14 protein-coding genes are annotated in these 19,687 nt (G+C 67.9%); 6 read left to right on the top strand and 8 right to left on the bottom strand.

From position 1 onward, the window contains the following. Window positions 1-119 precede the first annotated feature (119 nt). From HNQ52_RS13760 to HNQ52_RS13750, 3 genes are all read right to left on the bottom strand, one after another. Window positions 120-3,710: an ABC transporter permease/M1 family aminopeptidase gene (locus HNQ52_RS13760; RefSeq protein ID WP_183961747.1), complete on the bottom strand. Its 3,591-nt coding sequence runs from the start codon at window positions 3,708-3,710 to the stop codon at window positions 120-122. 261 nt (window positions 3,711-3,971) lie between these two features. After that, complete coding sequence (locus tag HNQ52_RS13755; RefSeq protein WP_183961746.1) at window positions 3,972-4,868, bottom strand: ABC transporter ATP-binding protein; 897 nt, start codon at window positions 4,866-4,868, stop codon at window positions 3,972-3,974. A gap of 289 nt (window positions 4,869-5,157) precedes the next feature. Next, complete coding sequence (locus HNQ52_RS13750) at window positions 5,158-5,448, bottom strand: hypothetical protein (RefSeq protein WP_183961745.1); 291 nt, start codon at window positions 5,446-5,448, stop codon at window positions 5,158-5,160. A 478-nt stretch (window positions 5,449-5,926) separates the two neighbouring features. On the opposite strand from HNQ52_RS13750, the gene HNQ52_RS13745 reads away from it, so the two are divergent. Genes HNQ52_RS13745 through lpdA form a run of 3 tightly spaced genes read left to right on the top strand, consistent with a single transcriptional unit; the run spans window position 5,927 to window position 10,868 of the window. Beyond that, window positions 5,927-7,375, top strand: coding sequence for a dihydrolipoyllysine-residue acetyltransferase (locus HNQ52_RS13745; RefSeq protein ID WP_246387848.1), 1,449 nt, complete (start codon window positions 5,927-5,929; stop codon window positions 7,373-7,375). Between the two features lie 25 nt (window positions 7,376-7,400). After that, window positions 7,401-8,957 (top strand): bifunctional GNAT family N-acetyltransferase/carbon-nitrogen hydrolase family protein, encoded by a 1,557-nt coding sequence (locus HNQ52_RS13740; protein ID WP_183961743.1) that lies wholly within the window; start codon window positions 7,401-7,403, stop codon window positions 8,955-8,957. A 51-nt stretch (window positions 8,958-9,008) separates the two neighbouring features. Then, on the top strand, window positions 9,009-10,868 hold the full coding sequence (lpdA, locus tag HNQ52_RS13735; protein ID WP_183961883.1) for a dihydrolipoyl dehydrogenase: 1,860 nt from the start codon (window positions 9,009-9,011) through the stop codon (window positions 10,866-10,868). A 32-nt stretch (window positions 10,869-10,900) separates the two neighbouring features. On the opposite strand, the gene HNQ52_RS13730 is transcribed toward lpdA, so the two are convergent. Further along, entirely contained in the window at window positions 10,901-11,710 is an 810-nt protein-coding gene (locus HNQ52_RS13730) for a hypothetical protein (protein WP_183961742.1), read from the bottom strand. A gap of 267 nt (window positions 11,711-11,977) precedes the next feature. On the opposite strand from HNQ52_RS13730, the gene HNQ52_RS13725 reads away from it, so the two are divergent. From HNQ52_RS13725 to HNQ52_RS13715, 3 genes are all read left to right on the top strand, one after another. Beyond that, window positions 11,978-13,345 (top strand): tryptophan--tRNA ligase, encoded by a 1,368-nt coding sequence (locus HNQ52_RS13725; protein ID WP_183961741.1) that lies wholly within the window; start codon window positions 11,978-11,980, stop codon window positions 13,343-13,345. 338 nt (window positions 13,346-13,683) lie between these two features. Further along, window positions 13,684-14,616: an MBL fold metallo-hydrolase gene (locus HNQ52_RS13720; protein WP_183961740.1), complete on the top strand. Its 933-nt coding sequence runs from the start codon at window positions 13,684-13,686 to the stop codon at window positions 14,614-14,616. Between the two features lie 66 nt (window positions 14,617-14,682). Continuing rightward, the gene (locus HNQ52_RS13715) at window positions 14,683-15,072 is read left to right on the top strand and encodes a VOC family protein (RefSeq protein ID WP_183961739.1); all 390 of its coding nucleotides are present in this window, start codon (window positions 14,683-14,685) and stop codon (window positions 15,070-15,072) included. A gap of 447 nt (window positions 15,073-15,519) precedes the next feature. Here the strand turns inward: HNQ52_RS13715 and HNQ52_RS17580 are convergent, their stop codons facing one another. From HNQ52_RS17580 to HNQ52_RS13690, 4 genes are read right to left on the bottom strand one after another with little or no spacing between them, the layout of a single operon-like run. Beyond that, on the bottom strand, window positions 15,520-17,244 hold the full coding sequence (locus HNQ52_RS17580; RefSeq protein ID WP_343059372.1) for a dihydrolipoamide acetyltransferase family protein: 1,725 nt from the start codon (window positions 17,242-17,244) through the stop codon (window positions 15,520-15,522). Further along, window positions 17,241-17,594, bottom strand: a complete 354-nt coding sequence (locus HNQ52_RS13700) for an SH3 domain-containing protein (RefSeq protein WP_183961738.1) — start codon at window positions 17,592-17,594, stop codon at window positions 17,241-17,243. The genes HNQ52_RS17580 and HNQ52_RS13700 overlap by 4 nt, the downstream gene beginning before the upstream one ends. Continuing rightward, a complete protein-coding gene (locus tag HNQ52_RS13695) occupies window positions 17,594-18,580 on the bottom strand; it encodes an alpha-ketoacid dehydrogenase subunit beta (RefSeq protein ID WP_183961737.1) in 987 nt (328 codons plus the stop codon). The genes HNQ52_RS13700 and HNQ52_RS13695 overlap by 1 nt, the downstream gene beginning before the upstream one ends. Beyond that, window positions 18,580-19,674 (bottom strand): thiamine pyrophosphate-dependent dehydrogenase E1 component subunit alpha, encoded by a 1,095-nt coding sequence (locus HNQ52_RS13690; RefSeq protein ID WP_183961736.1) that lies wholly within the window; start codon window positions 19,672-19,674, stop codon window positions 18,580-18,582. Before HNQ52_RS13690 ends, HNQ52_RS13695 begins: the two co-directional genes overlap by 1 nt. Window positions 19,675-19,687 lie beyond the last annotated feature (13 nt).

Below are 19,687 nucleotides of genomic sequence, written 5' to 3'. Positions count from 1 at the left end.
TTCGGCCTGAGCGACTCTCCGAACACACCGGAACGTCCTTCCCTCATCCGCCTTCGGCACCATCTCCCGCTGGGAGAAGGAACTCGCGCCGGAGGGTTGCCCAGCGCCGACACCTGCTCCTACTCCACCGTTACCTTGATCCGGTTGTCGTTGGAGTCCCGGTCGATCAGCTTGTTGTACGGATCCACGCCCGCGTCGTACGGCTCGCCGTCCACCACCAGCTCGAGCGTCGTCTCCTTGCCGGTGAAGCGGTGTCGTGCGAAATGCAGCACGGTCTCGTCAGACTCCGAACCGCCTACCGGCCGCGCGAAGATGCCGACGTCGATCTCCTGGTCGAGCGGCACATCGGTTTCCTCGCCCTTGCCTTCGGCTTCGAGCTTGGCCGTATGCAGTTTCAGCGTGACGGTGTATTTGCCGTCGTCGCGCTTCTTCGCCGTCGCGGTGACGGTGCGGTTGTCGTAGAAGACGATCTTCTCGAACAGGTCCTCGATCAGCGGATGGAACGACGGGTCCGTGCCTTCGCGGATCATCGCCAGCAGCTCGCGCGAGGTCGTGTACGGCGGTTGCTGGAAGCCCTTCTCCTCGAGGAACCGCTTCAGGATGGCGTTCAGCGTGTCCTCGCCGATGGCGTCGCGCAGCGCGTAGAACACCAGCGAACCCTTCTGGTAGTGGATGTACTGCTGGTTTTCGACGAGCGCCAGCGGCAGTTCCTCGCGCAGCTCGGTGGCGCGCGCGCGCAGGTAGCCGTCGAGTTCGTACTTGAGGAACTTGCGCATGCGGTGCGGGCCGTATTCCTTCTCCATCACCATCAGCGCCGAGTACTGCGCCAGCGATTCGCTGAGCATCGTCGAGCCCTGCACGTCGGCGCCGATGACGCGGTGCGCCCACCACTGGTGCGCCACTTCGTGCGCGGTGACGTAGAACACGTAATCGATGTCCTCCGGATCGCGCAGGTCGGCGACGAAGCCGATGGCTTCCGAGTACGGCACCGTGTTCGCGAAGGCCTGCGCGAAGCTCGCGTACGCCGGGAATTCGAGGATGCGCAGCTGTTTGTGCTGGTAGGGCGTGAAGTTGGCGTTGAAGTAGTCGAAGGATTTCTTCGAGGCCTCGATCATGCGGTCCACGTTCCAGTGGTGCGCGGGGTGGTAGTAGATTTCGATCGGCATGCCGTTCCAGTCGCCCTTCTTCACGTCCCAGCGCGCCGACAGCCACGCCGCGAAGTTCAGCATCGGCACGTCCATCGTGTAGTGGAAGTAGCGGCGGCCGTTCTCCACCCATTCGCGCTGCAGGTAACCCGGTGCGAGGGCGATCTGGTCTTCCGCGGTCGACACCGTGGTGTCGAAATCGATCCAGTCGGCGTCGTCGCTGATGTAGGTGTTGGCGCGCGCGGCTTCGTCGTCGATGCTGGCCATGCGTGGCACCTCGCCGAGATCGCGCTTGCGGCGTTCGTTGCGGTCGGTGATCTGGTAGCCGTCGCTGTAGCCGAACTGCGGGAACTGGAAGCTGTTGAAGAAGGTGCCGTTCTCCACCACCTGCGTCTGCGCGCGGTTGTTCGGGAAGCCGGGCTGCTGCAGCGTCATGTCGAAATCGAAATCGATGCTGGCGCCGGGGGCGAGCGGCGTGTCCAGCGTCAGCACCATGGTGTTGAGGCGCGTGTCGTTGGTCGTCACCTTGTGCGGGGCGGTGTCGATGGTGAGGCCGCTTTCCTCGATGCCGGCCGGTACCAGCAGCACGAGTTCGGGGATCGCCTCGGCGTGTTTGTTCACGAGCGTGTAGTGGCCGCGGATGGTGGCGATGCGCTGCACCGGATCGATGTCCACGTTCGTGCGCATGGCCGTGATGCGCGGCTGCTTGAGGTCCTTGAACTTCGAGTACGTGGTTTCGTACTCAGCCTGCAGGTCGAGCTGCTCGTCTTCCGGCAGGTACTCGTTGAGCACGTGCGTGTTGTGAAAGATCCACGCGCCGGCGCCGATAAACACCAGCAGGCACGCGGCCAGCGCGATCGACGGCCCCGCCGTGAGGCGACGCCGCGCTTCGCGCACGCGCTCGTTCCACGTCGAGCGGTTGCCGCGCACCCAGAACAGCATCGCTGCGATGAACAGCGCGCCGGCAAACGCCGTCCAGTACAGGCGGAACCAGCCCCAGCTGACAAGGAAATGACCGTAGCCGTTCATGTCCGAATACGGCACGCCCGGCGCCTGCATCGGGCGGTACAGGTAATCCTCGAAATCGAGCATGCCCATCACGCCGTTCACCACGAGGTAGACCAGCATCAGTGCGTAGCCGATGAACTTGTTGTTGCTCACCACCTGGAAGAACAGCGCCACCACGCCCATCAGCACGAACGGCGCGCAGCCGATCAGCAGGCGCGTGAAGTACAGGCCCGGCTCGATGTGCGCATAGCCGCGCACCAGCTGGTTGACGATGGCCACGAGGATGCCGGTGGACCAGAACGCGACGATCACGCCGCCGAGCGCCACGAGCTTCGCCGCGAGCGGAATCCAGTCCGCGTTCGGAAAGGCATCGGTCACTTCGCTGATGCGCTGGCTGCGTTCGCGCCAAACTAGCTCGCCGGCGTAGAAGGTGACCACGATGACGAGGAAGATTGCGTAGCTGCCGAGGATGAGCGTGCTCATCGTGCTCGTGGTCGGGTACAGCGTCGTCCCGTACATCTGCGAGCCAAAGATCAGGTTGATGATCAGGATCATGAGGCCGAGCAGCAGCATCACCAGCAGCGGCACGCTGGTGAACACGCCTTTCATGTCGAACCAGGCCTGGTGCAGGAACTGGCGCCACTGCGCGCCGGCGCCGGTCTGCAGGCGCGCCGTCGGCAGCACGATGCCGCCGTGCGAACCGGCCGACGCCGTGCCGCCGAGCACCGCGGCGCCGCGCTTGCGGCGCAGGCTGATGCCTTCGCGGTCGGTGCGGAACAGTTTGTACGCCAGCCACAGGAAGAACACGCTGACGCCGAGCCAGAGCAGGCGATTGGCGAGCAGCGTGCCATCCAGCGGCGGCAGCATGGTGTTGCGTTCGGCTGTGCTCCAGTAACGCGTGGCGACGTTGATGGCTTCCACGCCGAACGGATCGAGCAGGGCGCCGATCCAGCGTGCGTCGAGATCGGCCGTGAGCACGCCGGTGACGGCATTGAACGCGAAGAAGGCGATGACGCCGATGTAGGTGACCAGCATCGATCGCGTGGCCACGGCGAGGCAGAACAGCAGCGAGCCGATGAAAACCAGGTTCGGCAGCACCAGCACGAACAGCGCCCATAGGTATGGCACGGCGCTCATCGGGCCGATGCGCGCCTGGTCCACCCACGGCATGAACGGGCCGACGGCCATGCCGATGGCCACGGCGAACATCACCGCCACCATCGCGATGAAGCCGCCGCCGAAGCGGCCGAAGAGGTAGTCGCGTTTCTTCACCGGGGTGGTGAAGAAGAGTTCGGCGGTGCGGTTGTCGAAGTCGCGCAGGGCGCTGGCGCCGATGAAGATCACCACCAGCAGCATCGCGGGCGAGGTCATGCCGCCGAACAGCTGCACGATGACGTAGGGCGCATTGCGCATGGTGTTGCCGATACCGCCGCCCATCTGCACGGCGTCGGAGCTGGATGCGCCGAAGGCGAGCAGGGCGAAGACGGTGGCGACCACCCAGAAGACAGGATTGGAGAATTGCTGGCGCAGTTCGAAGGCGAGGATGTGTCGGAACATTGATCGGAGTCCGTGTCTGTTGGTTGCCGCAATGTCACCAACCGTCATTCCCGCGAATGCGGGAATCCAGTGCCTTTGCTCGGTGATACGGGCGTATTAAGGCGACGGGGGTGAAGCAAGGAAGAGGCGCTGGATGACCAGCTTGCTGTTGAGAGCCCCGCATTCGCGGGAATGACGGTTGGGTTGGTGAGGGCGGGTGTGAGGTGGCGGCTTCGCGTGGCGTTTTGGTTCAACGCATGTCGCGACAGCCGCACACCGCCATCACGCCGCCTTCGCCACCACCGGCGCGTTTTTCGCCTGCTCCCGCAACTTCCCGAAATACACATGCTCCAGGTCCGGCGCGATCGCTTCGAACCCGTCCGGCCGCGCATCGCTCAGCACATGGATCACCGGCTCACCCGCGACCAGCCGCGTCGACAGCACCGTGTAATCGCGCTCGTACTCCGCCAGCGCACCCTTCGCCACCACCTTGCGCCACACGCGGCCATCGAACGCACGCATCGCCTCGCGCGGTTCACCCGTGGCCAGTAGCTCACCGCGCGAAATGATCGCCATGCGCGGACACAGGTCGGTCACGTCGTCGACGATGTGCGTCGACAGGATCACCACCACGTTCTCGCCGATCTCCGACAGCAGGTTGAGGAAGCGGTTGCGCTCCTCCGGATCGAGCCCCGCTGTCGGCTCGTCCACGATGATGAGCTTCGGATCACCCAGCAGCGCCTGCGCAATGCCGAAGCGCTGCCGCATGCCGCCGGAAAAACTGCCGAGCTTGTAGCCGCGCTTCTCCCACAGGTTCACCTGCTTGAGCAGCGCTTCCACCGTCTCGCGCCGTTCCTTCGCATTGACGATGCCCTTGAGCACCGCGAAGTGGTCCAGCATCGTGATCGCCGGCTCCTTCGGATACACGCCGAATTCCTGCGGCAGGTAACCGAGCTGGCGGCGCGCCTCGGGCTTGTTCGCCAGCACGTCGAGGCCGTCGAGGGTGATGCTGCCGCTGTCGGGATCCTGCAGCGTGGCGATGGTGCGCATCAGCGTGGACTTGCCGGCGCCGTTGGGGCCGAGCAGGCCAAACATGCCTTTGGGGATGTCGAGCGAAACATCGCGCAGGGCCATCACCCCGTTGGCGTAGGTCTTGGACAGATTGCGGATCGACAGCATGCGGCGTTCCCCTCGGAGTCGGACGGCGTGGCGTTTGCGCGGCGCCGCGCAAGCGGCGGTCAGGACGCGCCGCTGCGCCGCGTGTGACGTGGCGGACGGCGGTTGCGCGAGGGAACAAGGCTACGCGGAGGACGCGACGGCGGCCACCGTGCCGGGAGCCGGAATGACCGATCGCACTGGCGGCGCGGCGTGCGCTCGGGGGAGGCGCCGGTGGCGGCGCGATGCTGCGGAGAGGGCGTCGTGCCCCGGGAATCGGTGCGTCGCAGGGTGCGACGCGGCGGCGAATCGATCAGCCGCCGCAGGAATCCACCAGGCAGCGCTTGCCGCCGCCGGCCGCCGGCAGGGTCATGGCCCAGCGCATGCGCGACGCCGCCGCGTGCGCCACCTGGCGGGCAGCGGCCGCTTCGGCACGGATCGCGATCACGACCGAATCGTGCGCCTGCTCCGCGCTGGCGAGCTCGGCTTCGTCGGCGGGCGCCGCGGCCTGGGTCGGCAGGGGCTCGCCGAGGGCGAACAGCGCGCTGAGGGCCAGCGCGGGGACCAGCAGGCGAAGCGAGAGACGGTGCAGGGTGGTGTTCATGCTGCGTTCCTTGGGGAAGCTTGTTGTTGGATGGTGGGGTGAAAGCAATCCGCGTGCCAGCATATGAATCAAATTAAATCAACATGTTGCGATGAAGCTTGCCTGTCGGTCCTGTCCGCTGGCGGACGCTTTGTTCGCGACCGGACGCGGACGGTGTCCTGCGCTGCCGCGGCGGCCACTGTTTTCGTCGTCCCGTGCATTCGACGAACCGCGGGCCGCGGCGTGACAGCAACGCATGCGGTTCGCCAAACGGAGCGGGCGCTGCGGCCTCCGAACCGCAGCACCCGCTCCATCCGCGCCGCACTCCGATGGCTGCCGACGCAGGATCGTTCGTGCGCCTTTCATCAGATGCGGCAAGCGCCCCGCAGGTTGCGCCCGGACGATGCAGCGGCAGCGCACGGGCGCCACCGGCCGCGGAGGTGGCGCGCGGCGATGCTCTGCGGCGAGAATGGGGGTTCGTCGCGAGCGAGGAAGAGTCATGGCCGTGAAGGAAGCGCGTGTTCCCGACATCGGGGATTACACCGATGTCCCCGTCATCGAAGTGCTGGTCGCGGTCGGCGACACCGTGAGCAAGGACCAGGGCCTGGTCACGCTCGAATCCGACAAGGCCACGCTCGAGGTGCCGGCACCGTTCGCGGGCGTGGTGAAGGAACTGAAGGTGAAGCTCGGCGACACGCTGTCCGAGGGCAGCGTGGTGGCGATGATCGAGGAGGCCGGTGGCGATGCCGCGGCGTCCGAGACGCCGAAGCCCGCAGCGCCCGTGCCCGAGAAGGCGCCGGCGAAGACGGCGGAGAAGGTCGAAGCGGCGGCACAGGCAGACAAACCGGTCGACGCGCCCAAGCCCGCGACCCCGCCCGCCGCACCCGCGGCGACGCCCGCACCTGCCCAGCAGAACGCCGCTGCGGCGTCCAGCCGCAATCTGTCCGACAGCGCCGGCGTCGATCCGGAAGCGGCTGGCCCGCGCACGCCGCCCGTCACCTTCGACGCCGATGCCGTGCGCCCGGACAAGGTGCCGCATGCGAGCCCGGCGGTGCGGCTGTTCGCGCGCGAACTCGGTGTCGATCTGGCGAAGGTGTCGGGCAGTGCCCGCGCCGGCCGCATCTCGAAGGAGGACGTGCAGAATTTCGTGAAGTCGGCGCTGGCCGGCGGTGGGGCGCCGGGTGCGCCTGCGGCGGCGGCAGGTGGCGGCGGTGGGCTGAACCTGCTGCCGTGGCCGAAGGTCGACTTCGCGAAGTTCGGCGAGGTGGAAACCACGCCGCTGTCGCGCATCAAGAAGATTTCCGGCGCCAACCTCGCGCGCAACTGGGCGATGATCCCGCACGTCACGCAGCACGACGATGCCGACATCACCGAGATGGAAGCCTTCCGCAAGAAGCTCGGCGAAGAGCAGAAGGACGTGAAGGTCACGCCGCTAGTCTTCCTGATCAAGGCCGTGGTCGCGGGCCTGAAGAAATTCCCGGACTTCAACGCCTCGCTCGATGCCACCGGCGAAAACCTGGTGCGCAAGAAGTATTTCCACATCGGCATCGCGGTCGACACACCGGACGGTCTCGTGGTCCCCGTGATCCGCGACTGCGACAGGAAGGGCCTGCTGGAGCTGGCGACGGAACTCGGCGAGGTGTCGAAGAAGGCGCGCGACAAGAAGCTCGGCCCGGCCGACATGAGCGGCGGCTGCTTCTCGATCAGTTCGCTCGGCGGCATCGGCGGCACCGGCTTCACGCCGATCATCAACGCGCCGGAAGTGGCGATCCTCGGCGTGTCGAAGTCGTCGATGAAACCCGTCTGGAACGGCAAGGAGTTCGACGCGCGCCTGATCCTGCCGCTGTCGCTGTCCTATGACCACCGCGTGATCGACGGCGCCCAGGCTGCACGTTTCACCGCGTATCTGGCGCAGGTGCTCGGCGACCTGCGCCGGATCCTGCTGTGACGCGCCCGCGCGCGGCGCGCCCCTGATGGCGATCGCGGCGGACAAGGCGCGTCTGGCCGTCCGCGAGGCCACCGCGGACGACATCCCGGCCATCGTCGCGCTGTCGACGCGGGTGTACGGCGAGGACAACGGCTACACCCAGGAAATGCTGCGCGGGCAGCTCACGCAGTTTCCGCAGGGGCAGTTCGTGGCGCTGTACGACGGCCGGGTGGTCGGCTACTGCGCCACGTTCCGTGCGTCGGAGGCGCTGGTGATGGCGCCGCACACCTGGCGCAGCATCACCGGCGGCGGCTACGCCTCGCGCCACGAGGCCGCGGGCGACTGGCTGTACGGCATGGAAGTGTGCGTGGACACGGCCTATCGCGGCCTGCGCATCGGACGGAGGCTGTACGACCGGCGCAAACAGTTGTGCGTGAACCTCGGCCTGCGCGGCATCGTCTTCGGCGGCCGCCTGCCGGGTCTTGCGCGCCGCATGAAGCGCGTCGGCAGCGCGCAGGCGTACGTCGAGGCGGTGCGCGGCGGGCATCTTCGCGACGCCACGCTCGGCTTCCAGCTGCGCAACGGATTCGAGCCGGTCGGCGTGCTCGAAGGTTACCTGCCCTACGACACCGAGTCGCTCGGCTACGCCGCGCACATGGTCTGGCGCAATCCGAAGCACGCCGACCACCCGCTTGTGGCCAGCGTGCAGCACGGCGGCCGCTTCCACGAGCGCGTGCGCGTGGCCACGGTGCAGTACCAGCAACGGCGCGTCGCCGACTTCGACGGCTTCGCCACGCAGGTGGAATATTTCGTCGACGTGGCCGCCGATTACAGCGCCGACTTCGTCGTGTTCCCCGAGCTGTTCACGCTGCAGCTGCTCAGCGTCGAGAACGCGCCGCTGTCGCCGGCCGATTCGATCCGTTCGCTCACCGGCTACACGCAGCGCTTCTGCGAGCTGCTGACCACGCTCGCGCTGCGCTACAACATCAACATCATCGGCGGCTCGCACCCGACCGTGATGGACGACGGCGACATCCACAACAACTGCTACGTGGCGCTGCGCGACGGCTCGCTGCACGTGCGCGAGAAGCTGCATCCGACGCCGAACGAGCGCCACTGGTGGCGCATCACCGGCGGCGACAGCGCGCAGGTGATCGAGACCGACTGCGGACCCATCGGCATCATGATCTGCTACGACAGCGAGTTCCCCGAACTCGGCCGCCACCTCACCGACCAGGGTGCGCTGCTGCTGTTCGTGCCCTTCTGCACCGACACGCGCGAGGGTTACCTGCGCGTGCGCTACAGCAGTCAGGCGCGCGCGATCGAGAACCAGAGCTACGTCGTGCTGTCGGGCAACTGCGGCAACCTGCCGGGCGTCAACAACTTCGACATCCAGTATTCGCAGAGCTGCATCCTGACGCCGTGCGACTTCCCGTTCGCGCGCGACGGCGTGGCCGCCGACACCACGCCCAACGCCGAGATGGTGGCGTTCGCAGACCTGCGTCTGGACACGCTGATCGAAGCGCGCGCCAACGGCACCGTGCAGAACCTCAAGGACCGCCGCCACGACCTGTATTCGGTGCAATGGCGGCGCAAGCGCTGATTCCACATGCGCGTCGATGCGGACATCGACGCCGAGACCACGGAGAAACACATGGCACGCATCGAGATCAAGGTTCCCGACATCGGCGACTACAGCGACGTGCCGGTGATCGAAGTGCTGGTCGCCGTCGGCGACTCGGTGAAGAAGGACCAGGGCCTGCTCACGCTCGAATCCGACAAGGCCACGATGGAAGTGCCGTCGAGCGGCGCGGGCGTGGTCAAGGAAATCAAGGTCAAGATCGGCGACTCGGTGTCGGAAGGCGCCGTGGTCGTGATTCTCGAAAGCGACGCTGCAGGCGAAGGCGCGCCAGAGAAGGCCGCGGCGCCTGTGAAGCCGCCGGTCGCGGCGTCGCCGGCGAAACCGGATGCCGCGAAAGTCGAGGCCGCTGCGCCGCTCGCGGCGACGCCGCCCGCTGCAGCCGCGAAGTCGTCGACGCCTGCGCCGACCGCCGCGGCCGCAAGCGGCCGCAAGGCCGACATCGAATGCCGCATCGTCGTGCTTGGCTCGGGCCCGGGCGGCTACACCGCCGCCTTCCGTGCCGCCGATCTCGGCCTCGATACCGTGCTGGTGGAACGCTACGCCGCGCTCGGCGGCGTCTGCCTCAATGTCGGCTGCATCCCGTCGAAGGCGCTGCTGCACGCCGCCGCGCTGATCGAGGAAGCCTCGCACTCCGACGACATCGGCATCAGCTTCGGCAAACCGAAGATCGATCTCGACAAGCTGCGCGGCTTCAAGCAGGACAAGGTCGTCGGCCAGTTCACCAAGGGCCTCGCCGGCATGGCCAAGCAGCGCAAGGTGCGCACGGTTCACGGCGTCGGTACGTTCATTTCGCCGAACGAACTCGAAGTGAAGGGCGAGGCCGGCACAACGCTGATCCGCTTCGAGCAGTGCGTGATCGCGGCCGGCTCGCAGGCGGTGAAGCTGCCGAACTTCCCGTGGGACGACGACCGCGTCATGGATTCCACCGATGCGCTGCAGCTCGCCGACGTGCCGAAAACCCTGCTCGTGGTCGGCGGCGGCATCATCGGGCTGGAGATGGCGACGGTGTATCGCGCGCTCGGCAGCGAAGTGACCGTGGTCGAGTTCATGGACCAGCTGATGCCGGGCGCGGACAAGGATCTCGTGAAGCCGCTCGCCGATCGCCTCAAGAAGCAGGGCGTGGTCGTGCACCTGAAGACCAAGGCGGCGAAGGTCGAGGCCGGCAAGAAAGGCATCACCGTGTCGTTCGAAAGCGCCACCGAAGGCGCGAAGCCCGAGCTCGAGTCCGGCACCTGGGATCGCGTGCTCGTGGCCGTGGGCCGCGCGCCGAACGGCGGCAAGATCGGCGCGGACAAGGCCGGTGTCGTCGTCAGCGATCGCGGCTTCATCGCCGTGGACCGCCAGATGCGCACCAACGTGCCGCACATCTTCGCCATCGGCGACCTCGTCGGCCAGCCGATGCTCGCGCACAAGGCCACGCACGAGGGCAAGCTCGCGGCCGAAGTCGCGGCCGGCGAGAAGAAGGAATGGGTGGCGCGCGTGATCCCGTCGGTGGCCTACACCGATCCGGAAATCGCGTGGGTGGGCGTGACCGAAACCGAGGCGAAGGCGAAGGGCCTGCACGTGGGCGTCGGCAAGTTCCCGTGGGCCGCGAGCGCACGCGCCGTCGGCATCGGCCGCGGCGAAGGCTTCACCAAACTGATCTTCGACGAAGCCACGCACCGCATCATCGGTGCCGGGATCGTCGGCGTGCACGCGGGCGACCTGATCTCCGAACTCGCGCTTGCGATCGAGATGGGCGCGGAAGCCGGCGACATCGGCGCCACGATCCACCCGCACCCGACACTGGGCGAATCGGTGGGCATGGCGGCCGAGGTGTACGAAGGAACGATCACGGATCTCTACATCCCGAAGAAGAAGCCGGCGGCCTGACGCCGCCGGCATCGCTCGGTGCGCTGCGAGGCTCACGGATCCGGCACGAATCCCGCCGGAAACGCCTGCGGCGATCGCCGCCACCGCGGCGGCATCGGGCGCGGGATGACGCCCATCGCCACGAGATTGCGCTCGCTGTCGTAGCGCAGCGTCGACACCTGCGCCGGCGCCGTGCTCGCACGTTCGAACGCCACGTGCCGCGCCGACGACTGCTCGCGCGCCCCGTGGCCGGTGCCGAGCGATTCGGCCGGCGCCGGCATCGCCTTCGCGGTCCCCTCGGTCCGCGCCTGTGGCGCAGCGGCGGCATCGGCCGACGCCCCGGCCGCGTTGCGCCGCTCGCGTTCCAGCGCGCGGCCGAGCTGCTGCGGCGGTGCCGGCGGCGGCGTCCAGCGTCGCGTCTCGCGGAACACCGCAATGCCGATCACGCCCACGTCGTCCGGCCGCCCGGTGCGCGCGGCGTAACTTGCCGACAGCGCCGTGAACTCGAACGCCGCCACCTGCGACAGGCTTTTGCGCCAGCCCGCCACCTCGGTGCTCTGGTAGGGCTCCAGCACGTAGCCGGTCTGGTGCGGGGACGCGGTTTCGCCGCTCACCGCGTTCACGCCGTCCACGCTCAGCACCGCCAGCACGCGCTCTCCGCTGCGGTTGGTGAGCCGCACCGCGTAACGATGGCCGGGCGTGCCGGCGATCCAGGCCTCGCCGTCGTGCTGCCAGCTCGGCAGCGTCTGGCCGGTGTCGCGGTCGACCACGTCGAGACTCACGAGCGGGTTCGGCTGCGTGCGGATGTGCGCCGCGGCGGTGCCCGCGGCGACGAGGAGGAGCAGGGCGAGGAGGGGACGCATGGCGAGGCTCCGGGTGGGTTCGGTGTTTCCAACGCAGCGACGGCGCACATGGGGTTGCCACATCGTCGTCCCGGCGAACGCCGGGACCCAGCGACGTGTCTTTGGTTCTCGTCCGTGTCCGACAAAACCGAGCAACGTCACTGGGTCCCGGCGGTCGCCGGGACGACGGCGTGTGTCGGGCGCGTACCTGTTGCTTGCCGCTCTCGACCCAGGCATCCCGCAACCGGATTGCTACACTGGCCGGCCCTCCCGCACCGCAGCACCGCCATGTCGAGCAAGACCCGCGTCCTCACCGGCATCACCACCACCGGCACGCCGCACCTTGGCAACTACGTCGGAGCCATCCGCCCGGCGGTGGCCGCGAGCCGCGACGCCAACGTCGACGCCTTCTACTTCCTCGCCGACTACCACGCCCTGATCAAATGCGACGACCCGGCGCGCATCGAACGCTCGCGCCTAGAAATCGCCGCCACGTGGCTCGCCGCCGGTCTCGATCCCGAGCGCGTCACGTTCTATCGCCAGAGCGACATCCCGGAAATCCCGGAGCTCACCTGGCTGCTGACCTGCGTCACCGCGAAAGGCCTGATGAACCGCTCGCACGCCTACAAGGCCGCGATCGACGCAAACCTGGACGCAGGCGAGGACGCCGATGCCGGCGTGACGATGGGCCTGTTCAGCTACCCGATCCTGATGGCCGCCGACATCCTGATGTTCAACGCGCACAAGGTGCCGGTGGGTCGCGACCAGATCCAGCACATCGAGATGGCGCGCGATATCGCTGCGCGCTTCAACCACCTCTTCGGCAACGGCCGCGAGTTCTTCGTGCTGCCCGAGGCGGCGATCGAGGAATCGGTCGCGACCTTGCCCGGCCTCGACGGCCGCAAGATGTCCAAGAGCTACGACAACACCATCCCGCTGTTCGACGGCGGCGCCAAGCGCATGAAGGACACGATCGCGCGCATCGTCACCGATTCGAAACTGCCGGGCGAAGCGAAGGATCCGGACAGCACCGCGCTGACCACGATCTACGCTGCGTTCGCGGGCGCGGACGAACTCGCCGCGTTCCGCGCCGCGCTGGTCGACGGCCTCGGCTGGGGCGAGGCGAAGAAGCAGCTCTTCGGCCGCATCGAACGCGATGTCGCACCGATGCGCGAACGTTACGACGCACTGATCGCCAAGCCCGCCGACATCGAAGATCTGCTGCAGGTCGGCGCACGCAAGGCGCGTGCGATCGCCGCGCCCGCGCTCGCGACCTTGCGCGAAGCGGTCGGCCTGCGAAAATTTGTCGCGCTTACTCCAGACGAGGCCGTTGTACTGCGTGGACGGCAGCTCACTCAGGCGGGCAGGACGTGGAATACGAACACCGTCAGCCTGAACTACCTGGAAGTAGTCAAAGGCAAGCCCAAGTTTAAGCAGTACCGAGACGCCGATGGTCGCTTCTACTTCAAGTTCTTCGATGGCGACGGCCGCCTGCTGCTGCAGAGCGACGGCTTCGCATCACCGAAGGATGCCGGCCAGCGCATCGCGCAGTTGAAGGCCGCCGCAGCGTTTGCGCTGCAGCCTGGCGAGACGCCTGGCGAAGGCGTGCAACCCAACGAAATCGAAGCGGCCCTCGCCGTTCTCGCGGCCGAGTAAAGCGGCCCTTCCTTCTCCCGTCGGGAGAAGGTGCCCGGCAGGGCGGATGAGGGCGAGCCGGTTCGTGCCGGACCGATCATTGCGTCGGTCGAAATGATTTCGACGGCGCATTTGCGATAGGGCGAAAACGTGCTCCGCGACGGCCTCACAAGATTGCAACGTGACGCCCTCATCCGCCTGCAGGTACCTTCTCCCACGGGGGAGAAGGAATGCGGTAGCGATGCACTCGCCGGCATGCGAAGCAATCCGGTCCAGTCTCCGATCGTTCGACCAATGGCCTGTCGTCTGCATCGCTTGCGGCCGCTAGACTCGAATGCTCCGTCGCCGCCAGCCCGCCCATGACGCACGCCCACGGCATCCACACCATCGACACCGCGTTCCAGCGCGCACACTTCGATGCCGCCTACCTGATCGTCGAGAACGGTCGCGCCGCCTTCATCGACTGCGGCACCAACCACTCGGTGCCCGCGATGCTCGCGGCACTGGCCGACGCCGGCCTCACGCCCGCCGACGTCGACTGGCTCATCCTCACCCACGTGCACCTCGACCACGCCGGCGGCGCCGGCCTGCTGATGCAGCAGCTGCCGAACGCGCGCCTCGTCGTGCATCCGCGCGGCGCGCCGCACATGATCGATCCGTCGAAACTCATCGCCGGCGCCACCGCGGTCTACGGCGAGGACGAAATGGCGCGCAGCTACGGCACGATCCAGGCGGTGCCGGCCGAGCGCGTGACGATCGCCGACGACGGGCACGTGGTCGATCTCGCCGGGCGCGCGCTGCTGTGCATCGACACGCCCGGTCACGCGCGCCATCACCTGTGCGTGTGGGACACACGCAGCCGCAGCTGGTTCACCGGCGACACGTTCGGGTTGTCGTACCGCGAACTCGATACCGCGCACGGTGCGTACGCGTTTCCGACCACCTCGCCCGTGCAGTTCGAGCCCGAGCCGCTGAAGGCCTCGATCGCGCGCATGCTGTCGTTCGGGCCCGAGGCGATGTTCCCCACGCACTACGATCGCGTCACCAACGTGGCGCGGCTCGCGGCGTCGCTGGTGGAGCAGATCGACGCGATGGCGGCGATCGTGCGCGCCACGCCACCCGGCGACGGTCGTCACGAGGCGCTGAAGATCGCGCTCGAAGCGCTGTACCTGCCGCGCATCCGTGCCCACGGAGTGACCCTCGACGATGCAGCCGTCCTCGACGTGATCGGCATGGACATCGAACTCAACGCGCAGGGTCTGGCGGTGTGGGCGGATCGCACGCCGGCGTGAGGCCACGTCGCGATCGCCGCGGCGGCGAGAGCTAGAATCGACACCCCGTCATCGAGGAGACGTGGCATGGCGCATCGCAGCCGGCTCGCCGGTTTCATCATCGACTGCAACACCGATTCGCTGGACGACGCGGCGGCCTTCTGGTCTGCCGCGCTCGGCACCAGCGTGGCCGATCCGAACGAAGGCGGCGACGGCAAGTACGCCGTGCTCGGCGACACGCCCGCCGCGCTGCACATCGAGGTGCAGCGTGTCGATCATCCGTCGCGCGTGCATCTGGACATCGAGACCGACGACATCGATGCGGAAGTCACGCGCCTCGTCGCACTCGGCGCGAAGGAAGTGAGCCGCCCGCACAATGCGCGCTGGGTGGTGCTCGAAGCGCCGACCGGGCAGCGTTTCTGCGTAATCCGGATGCGGAACGCGGACGCGGGACCCGCGCTCAACGCCTGGGATTGAGCGTGGCGGTTGCGGTGGTTTGGGCGTGGGCCTGGCGGCCCGGCCCCCTCCCGCCTGCCGGCACCCTCCCCCGCTGCGCGGGAGATGGGAGCTTCGATGGGCCGCGGGAGTGGGTGTTGGCATGTCGGATACGGGTGAGCGCGCGGACGGATTGCGCACGCACCCTCATCCTCACGCACACACACACACGCACAAGGGCACGATCATGAGCCCGAGCCCGAGCCCGAGCCGAGCCGAGCCCGAGCCGAGCCGAGCCCGAGCATTGGAATGCAACTCTCGGCGATCTGCAGGTCCGCAGTTCGTCTGGCAAACGCGTGTGCAACGTTGTCACCCCCGCTCCGATCGACCCGTGCCGCTCCCGAGTGAATCCCTCTCCCGCGCAGCGGGGGAGGGTGCCGGCAGGCGGGAGGGGGCGACCGGCGCGAACCCGTATCCGCCCGCCGTCCGTCACCGCCCCCGCTGCAGATCGTCGATCAACGCCCGCAGGAACCGCGCCGCCTCGCCGCCGGTCGCCGCGCGGTGGTCGAAGGTGAGCGACAGCGGCAGCATCCGACGCGTCTCCAGCCCACCCAGCACCGGCACCACGGCATGGAACAGGCGCCCCGCACCGACGATGGCCACGCACGGCGGCACCACCACCGGCGTCGCGTACTTGCCGGCGAAGACGCCGAAGTTCGACAGACTGATGGTGTAGTCGCGCAGTTCCTCCGGCGCGAGCGAGCGGTCCTGTACGCCGTTGCGCAGGCGGTTGAGTTCGGCGCGGATGTCCTTCGCATCGCGTCGATCGCAGTCGCGCAACGCGGGCACGAACAGGCCCTCGGAGCCATCCACCGCGATGCCGACGTCGACGCGCGCGTGGCGCCGCAGCGTGCCTTCCTTCGGCTTGAACCACGCGTTCAACGCAGGCTCGGCCTTCGCGGCGACGACAAGGCCGCGGACGAGGCGCGCCATGAGGTCTTCGCCCTTCTGCCAGGCGTGGATATCGGCGTCGTCCATCAGCGTGGTCGGCACCACTTCCGCGTGTGCGGCGGCCATGACGCGGATCATGTTGCGGCGGACGCCGCGGATGGGTTCGTCGGTGTCGAAGGCGGGGGCGTCGCGGGATGTTGCCGACGTTGCAGCTCGCGTCGCAGCGGAGCCCGGGCCTCCTGCATTCCCGCGCCCCTCCACACCGTCATTCCCGCGAACGCGGGAATCCAGTAACCTTTCTGTTGATTTCTCTGCAAGTGACGAAGAGCCAAGGTCGCTGGGTTCCCGCGTTCGCGGGAACGACGGTTGTGGGGATGTCGCGGATGCAGACGGCGCAGCGTCGCCGCGTGCAGCCGCGTCCTTCACGTCCTGCATCGTCACGACGCCGTCGGCGCCGCTGGCGCGAACGCGCGACAGATCCACCTTCAACTTTTTCGCCAACGCCCGCACCGCCGGCATCGCCTTCACGCCGCCGACCACCACCGCCTGCTCGCTGCGCACGCCGCCACCGGCCTGCATCGCACCGACCACCGTGCCCGCATCCTCGCGTTCGTTCGCAGCGTCCGCGCCGGCGCTTCTGCCTGCAGCCGCAGACGCGCTTGCACCGTCAGCGTTCCCCGCGCCGGCAGAAACAGCCCCTCTCCCCCCGGGAGAGGGGTTGGGGAGAGGGCCCGGGCTTTCGCGGTCCGTCGAACCCTGCGACACCGGTCGTCCCGTACTGCCTGCACCTCCCGCACCCGCACCCGGTCCAGGCGCCGAATTCGCCGGCGCATCATCCTCCGACGCAATCTCCCCACCATCGTCCGACGCATTCACCGTCACCGCGCCACCATCGTCGCGCGTGTGCTCCGCCGGAACCGGCGCCCCCGCGCCCTTGCCGCCAGCACCGTGCTCGTCGCCATGCGCGCCACCGTGGTGATGCCCCGTGTCCTGCGCCTCCGCCCGCTGCGGCAGGCTCGGATCGATGGCGAACTCGGCGAGCACCGATCCCGTCTCGATCACGTCACCGGCGTTGCCCGCGATGCGCAACAGCGTGCCCGAACACGGCGCCGGCACCTCGACGATCGCCTTCGCCGTCTCCATCGACACCAGCGGCTCGTCCAGGCGAATCACATCGCCGACCTTCGCATGCCATTCGACGATCTCGGCATCCGGCAACCCTTCGCCGAGGTCCGGCAGGCGGAACAGTTTGGTCTCGCTCATGGCGTGTCCTCATCCAGCAGTTGCAACACGCGCGCGGGGATCCAGCCCTGCGCGCCGTCCGGCGCGGTGGCCCACCACCAGTCGGCGTGCTCGCGGTCGAGCGCGAGTTCGGTGCCGGGATCGGCATCGAGTTCGCGCGTGTCGTAGTCTTTCAAGGCAATGGCGCTGCCGCGTTCGGCGTCGAAGACATCGGCGGGAATCCAGCCACCGAGCCCGTTCTTTGCCGTGGCCCAGACGAACTGCGGCCAGTCGCAATCGTGCGCGCCGAGCGTCACGCGGTCGCCCGCGGCCACGCGGATCGGCGAACGCGCCGGCGCGCGGTGCGCGGCGATGACGCGCGCGCAGCGCATCAGCTCGCCGCCAGCGTGCGCTTCGCGGCCGCGACGATCTTCGCGGTGCTCGGCAGGTATTTCATTTCGAGGCGGAACAGCGGCACCGGCACGTCGTAACTCGTCACGCGCTCCACCGGTGCCACGAGATCGAACATCGACTTCTCCGCGAGCTGCGCCGCGATCTCCGCGCCGAAACCCGCCGAACGCGGCGCTTCCTGCACGATCACGCAGCGGCCGGTCTTGGCCACCGATTCGGCGACGGAGTCGAAGTCGAACGGCCGTAGTGTGGCGACATCGATCACCTCCGCACCGATGCCGTCCTTCGCGAGCTCTTCCGCGGCTTCCAGCGCTTCCTTCACCTGCGCGCCCCACGTCACGATGGTCACGTCCGCGCCATCGCGCAGCACGTAGCAGACATCGAGCGGCAAGGCCTCGCCATCGTCCGGCACGAGTTCCTTGTACTGGCGGTAGATGCGCTTGGGTTCGAGAAAGATCACCGGATCCGGATCGCGGATCGCGGCCAGCAGCAGCCCGTACGCACGCTGCGGCGACGAGGCCGCGACCACGCGCAACCCGGGCACGTTCGTGAACAAGGCTTCGTTCGCTTCGGAGTGATGCTCCGGCGCACGGATGCCGCCGCCCCACGGCACGCGCAGCACCATCGGGCAGGTCATGCGGCCGCGCGTGCGGTTGCGCAGGCGCGCGGCGTGCGAGATCAGATGATCGAGCATCGGATAGACGAAGCCGTCGAACTGCACTTCGGCAATCGGTTTCATGCCCTGTGTCGCCATGCCGACGGCGAGGCCGGCGATGGTGGTTTCGTCGAGCGGCGTGTCGAGCACGCGCTGGTCGCCGAAGGTTTTCTGCAGGCCGGCGGTGGCGCGGAACACGCCGCCGTTGATGCCGATGTCCTCGCCGAGCAGCACGACGCTGTCGTCGTTGCGCAGTTCGTGCGCGAGGGCCTGCGTCACGGCTTCGATCAGTGTGATGGGCGCGGCGGACATCAGTGCTTGCCTCCCGCGTTGCGCGCTTCCCACGCGATGGCTTCATCGCGCTGCGCGGCGAGATCGTGCGGCAGCTCGGCGAAGACGTGGTCGAACATCGCTTCCACACCCGGCAGTTTCGATTCGAGATAGGCGTTGACTTCGATGTCGGCGAGGCGGCCGCATTCGACCTTCCACTCGGTTTCCATCGCCTCGTTCCAGTGGCCTTCGTTCGTCAGCCACGTGCGCAGGCGCAGGAAGGGTTCGCGCGTCCACGCGTCCTTCACTTCCTGCTCGCCGCGGTAGCGACGCGCGTCGTCGGCGGTGGTGTGGTCGCCGAGGCGGTAGGTCATCAGTTCGAGCACGGTGCCGCCATCGCCGCGGCGGGCGCGGTCCAGCGCGTCGTCCATCGCGGCGCGCACGGCGAGCAGGTCGTTGCCGTCCACCTGCAGGCAGGCGAGGCCACCGGCGATGCCCTTCTGCGCCAAGGTCTCCGCGCCGGTCTGCGCGCGGCGCGGCACCGAGATCGCCCAGCCGTTGTTGATGATGCACAGCACGAAGGGCAGGGTGTAGGCGCCGGCGGAGTTGATCGCGGCGTAAGTGTCGGTCTTGCTCGACCCGCCGTCGCCGACGCAGGCCACGCCGACGCGCTGCTCGCCGCGCAGCTTGAACGCGAGCGCCGCGCCGGCCGCGTGCAGGCACTGCGTGCCGATCGGCACGCACCACGGGAAATCGTGTTTCGGGCCGGAGAAATCGCTGCCGCGTTCGTCGCCGCCCCAGTACATCAGCAGGTCGCGCGGTTTCACGTCGCGCACGAACTGCGCGCCGTATTCGCGGTAGCTGGGTGCAAACACGTCTTCGGCGCGCATGGCCGAACCGATGCCGACGTGCGCGGCCTCGTGGCCAAGGCAGGAGGCGTAGGTGCCGAGCTTGCCGGTGCGCTGCAGCGCGATGGCCTTGCTGTCGAATGCGCGCACGCGCTGCATGAATTTGTACAACTCGACCACGGCAGACGCATCGCGCGCAAAGGCGGGAAGGTCGTCGCGCAGCAGGCGGCCGTCGGGTGCCAGGTACTGCAGGTGGTCGATCTGGAAAGACGCGACGGATTCGCGCATCGTGGTCCCGGAT

The organism is Chiayiivirga flava, from assembly GCF_014202825.1.
GTDB lineage: Bacteria > Pseudomonadota > Gammaproteobacteria > Xanthomonadales > Xanthomonadaceae > Chiayiivirga > Chiayiivirga flava.
Note: the sequence above shows the minus strand (reverse complement) of the source record. Positions and strands in the feature narration are given on the sequence as shown.